This window comes from Piscinibacter sp., from assembly GCF_050175855.1.
Taxonomy (GTDB): Bacteria; Pseudomonadota; Gammaproteobacteria; order Burkholderiales; family Burkholderiaceae_C; genus Piscinibacter.
On sequence record NZ_JBFXIO010000465.1, the window covers coordinates 1 to 3583 of the forward strand.

The following is a 3583-nucleotide window of genomic DNA, read 5'->3' on the forward strand; positions in this document are numbered from 1 at the left end:
GGCAACCCCTTCCACCACCTGATGGACGAGGTGCGCGGTCTCGTCCAGCGCGGCCTGCCGGTGCACCAGGTGACCTTCGTGCCCGACCGCGTCGACCAGCCCCCCTCCGACCACGGCTGGCGCTTCCCCGACGACCATGACCGCCTCGCCCCGCTGGTAGCCGAATGCAAGGCGATGGGGCTGCGCGTGAGCCTGTTCATGGACCCCGAGCCTTCGCAGATGCGCGGCGCGCGCGAGGCCGGCGCCGACCGGGTCGAGCTCTACACCGAGAGCTATGCACGTGCCCATGGCACCGCGCAGCAAGCGCTGGTGCTCGCCGGCTTCACGGCGGCGGCGCAGGCGGCGCTGGCCGAAGGCCTGGGCCTGAACGCCGGCCACGACCTCAACCGCGACAACCTCACCGAGTTCCTGCGCAACGTGCCTGGCGTGCAGGAGGTGTCGATCGGCCACGCGCTGATCGCCGATGCGCTCGAGCTCGGCCTGCCCGAGACGGTGCGCGACTACCTGCGCTGCATCCACCGCGCCTACGCCTGACGCCCGCGTGATCTACGGCATCGGCACCGACATCTGCGACATCCGTCGCCTGCGCGAGACCTGGGCGCGACGTGGCGAGCGCTTCGCAGCCAAGGTGCTGGGCCCGCACGAGATCGAGGTGTTCCATGCGCGGCTGGCCAAGGTCGAGTCGCGCGGCATCAGCTACCTCGCCACGCGCTTCTCGGCCAAGGAGGCCTTCTCGAAGGCGATCGGGCTGGGCATGCGCATGCCGATGACTTGGCGCGACTGCGAGATCGTCAGGGCCGCCAGCGGCAAGCCCGAGATCCGCCTGCATGGCGCGCTGGCCGAGTGGTTCGCGCAGCGCGGCCTGCGCGCCCATGTGAGCGTCACCGACGAAACCGACTACGCGGCGAGCTTCGTCGTCGTCGAAACCCTGGACAAACCATGAGCCACTCGCCCGTCATCCTCGACATCGCCGGTACCACGCTGAACGGCGACGACCGCCGCCGGCTCGCCCATCCGCTGGTGGGCGGCATGATCCTGTTCGCGCGCAACTGGGCCGATCGACGCGCGCTGGTCGAACTCACCGCCGAGATCAAGTCGATCCGCCCCGACCTGCTGATCTGCGTCGACCACGAGGGCGGCCGTGTGCAGCGCTTCCGCACCGACGGCTTCACCCACCTGCCGGCGATGCGCGTGCTCGGCGAGCTGTGGATGAATGATGCGCTCACCGCCACCGATGCCGCCACCGCGGCCGGCCACGTGCTCGGCGCCGAATTGCGCGCCTGCGGCGTCGACCTCAGCTTCACGCCGGTGCTCGACCTCGACCACGGCGGCAGCAGCGTCATCGGCGACCGCGCCTTCCACCGCGATGCGCGGGTGGCCACGCTGCTGGCCAAGAGCCTGATGCACGGTCTGCTGCTCGCGGGCATGGCCAGCTGCGGCAAGCACTTCCCCGGCCACGGCTTCGTGAAGGCCGACAGCCACACCGAGGTGCCGGTCGACAGGCGCAGCCTGAAGGCGATCCTCGCCGACGACGCCAAGCCCTACGAATGGCTGTCGACCAGCCTGGCCAGCGTGATGCCGGCGCACGTGATCTACCCGAAGGTCGACGCGCACCCGGCCGGCTTCTCGCCGCGCTGGCTGAAGGAGATCCTGCGCCAGCAGCTCGGCTTCACCGGCGCGGTCTTCAGCGATGACCTCAGCATGGAAGGCGCGCGGCGCGTCGGCGGTGTGGAGGTGAGCTACGCCGAGGCGGCGGCGATCGCACTGTCGGCCGGCTGCGACCTGGTGCTGCTGTGCAACCAGTCGGTCGATGGCGGCGCGGCGGTCGATCAACTGCTGGCCGGGCTGGAACGCAGCCTCGATGACGGCCGCTGGCAACTCGACCCCGACAGCGAGGCACGGCGGTTGAAGCTGCTGCCGCAGAGCCATCCGCTGTCGTGGGACGAGCTCATGCACGACCCCGCCTACCAGCGATCTCTCGAACGCCTGCCTTAAGGCAGGCGTTGCCCGGCGTCAGCCCCTGTCGAAGGGCAGGGTGATCTGCGAGAGATCCTTACGGGTCTCCACCAGCACCAGCGGGCCCTCGTCGACGATCACCAGCGGCTTGCGCTCGCGCGGCACGTGCACCGGCTTGGGCTCGCGGGCCATCGCTTCCTGCACCGCACGGATCTTCTCGGCATCCGAGTTCACCCACTGCAGGCCGGCGGCTTGCGCGATGTCCGCGAGCTGATCGGTGGGCAGCACGAAGGGTTCGACGCGCGCGACGACGGGTGCCGCGGCCACGGGCGTGGGTGCCGGAGCAACTGGCGCAGCGACGACCGGTGCGGCCGGAACCACCGCAGCCACGGCCTCGACCGGGGCCGCCTCGGCAGCCATCGTCTCGGTGGCGACGGGTTCGGCCTCGGCCGTCACGGCCTCGCCGAGCGCGGTTTCGCCCACTGGCGCGCCTTCCTCCCGGCGCTCACGGCGCTGGCGGTCGCGACCACGGCCGCGGCGGCGGCCTTCGCCACGCTCTTCGCCTTCGCCGGCAGTCGACGGCGCTTCCGCGCCTTCGATGGCAGCCGCTTCGGTCGGCACTTCCGCTTCGGCCACCGGCGCTTCGCTGCCATTCGCCTCGGTCACGCCCTCGACGGCGCGGTTCTCCTCGCGGTCACGACCACCACGGCCGCGACGACGGCGGCGACCGGTGCGCTCGCCCTGGGCCTCGCCCTCGGCCGGCGGCTCCCCGGTCGGCACGGTGTCGACGAAACCTTGCGGCTGGGCTGCGGCATCGGCCGGCACGGCTTCCACCGGGGGGCGGCGCTCGGCGCGCTCGCCACCGCGCTCACCGCGTTCCCCTCGTTCTGCCCGCTCGGCGCGCTCGCCACGGCCGCCACGGCGGCCTTCGCCACGCGATTCGCCGGCGCCTTCGGCGCGTGTTGCGCTGGTCTCTTCGCCCTCGGGGCGCTCGGCGCGCTGCTCACCACGGCGGCCACGGCCTTCGCGGTTCTCGCGGCCCTCACGGCCTTCACGCCCGCTGCGGCCATCGCCGCGCTGCTCGCCACGCTCGCCACGGCGACCATCGCGGCCGCCACGGCCGCCGCGCTCGCCGCGTTCGCCACGACCTTCCTTGCGCGGCTCGGCCGCAGGGGCTGCGGCCGGTGCGGCCGCCGGCGCGGGCGCCGGTGCGGCCTCGCCGCCGCCGAAGATGCGCTTGATCCAGCCGAAGAAGCCGCTGCCGGCGGGCGCAGCCGCCGCAGCGGCCATCGGAGCCGGCGCGGGTGCGGCCACCGGGGCGGCAGCCACCGGCTCGGGCTTGGGTTCGGGCTGCGGCGCCGGCGCGTCGGGCAGGATGCCCTTGATCACCGGCTCCTGCTTGTCCTTGCCCTTTTCGCGTCGGGTGAAGCCGACTTCCTCTTCCTGCTGGTCGACCATTGTGTAGCTGGCCTGCAGGTTCTCCAGGCGCGGGTCGTCGTGGCGCAGGCGCTCGAGGCGGTAGTTGGGCGTCTCGAGGTTCTTGTTCGGCACCAGCAGCACGGTCACGCGCTGCTTGAGCTCGATCTTGGTGATCTCGGTGCGCTTCTCGTTGAGCAGGAAGCTGGTC

3 protein-coding genes and 1 pseudogene are annotated in these 3583 nt (G+C 72.1%); 3 read left to right on the top strand and 1 reads right to left on the bottom strand.

Going from position 1 to position 3583, the window contains the following annotated elements; genetic code table 11:
* The 3 genes from AB7U92_RS23930 to nagZ all read left to right on the top strand — a co-directional run.
* Positions 1-534: pyridoxine 5'-phosphate synthase (locus AB7U92_RS23930; RefSeq protein WP_428582831.1), on the top strand; the 534-nt coding region annotated here is incomplete at its 5' end.
* 7 nt (positions 535-541) lie between these two features.
* Complete coding sequence (gene acpS / locus AB7U92_RS23935; RefSeq protein ID WP_428582833.1) at positions 542-943, top strand: holo-ACP synthase; 402 nt, start codon at positions 542-544, stop codon at positions 941-943.
* Positions 940-1995 (top strand): beta-N-acetylhexosaminidase, encoded by a 1056-nt coding sequence (gene nagZ, locus AB7U92_RS23940; RefSeq protein WP_428582835.1) that lies wholly within the window; start codon positions 940-942, stop codon positions 1993-1995. Before acpS ends, nagZ begins: the two co-directional genes overlap by 4 nt.
* An 18-nt stretch (positions 1996-2013) precedes the next feature.
* Here nagZ and AB7U92_RS23945 read toward each other — a convergent pair.
* A pseudogene (locus AB7U92_RS23945) lies at positions 2014-3583 on the bottom strand (Rne/Rng family ribonuclease); the annotation flags it as partial.

Coding starts and splice junctions, on each gene's coding strand:
- nagZ (WP_428582835.1), top strand. CDS start 940: ATGAGCCACTCGCCCGTCATCCTCGACATCGCCGGTACCACGCTGAAC.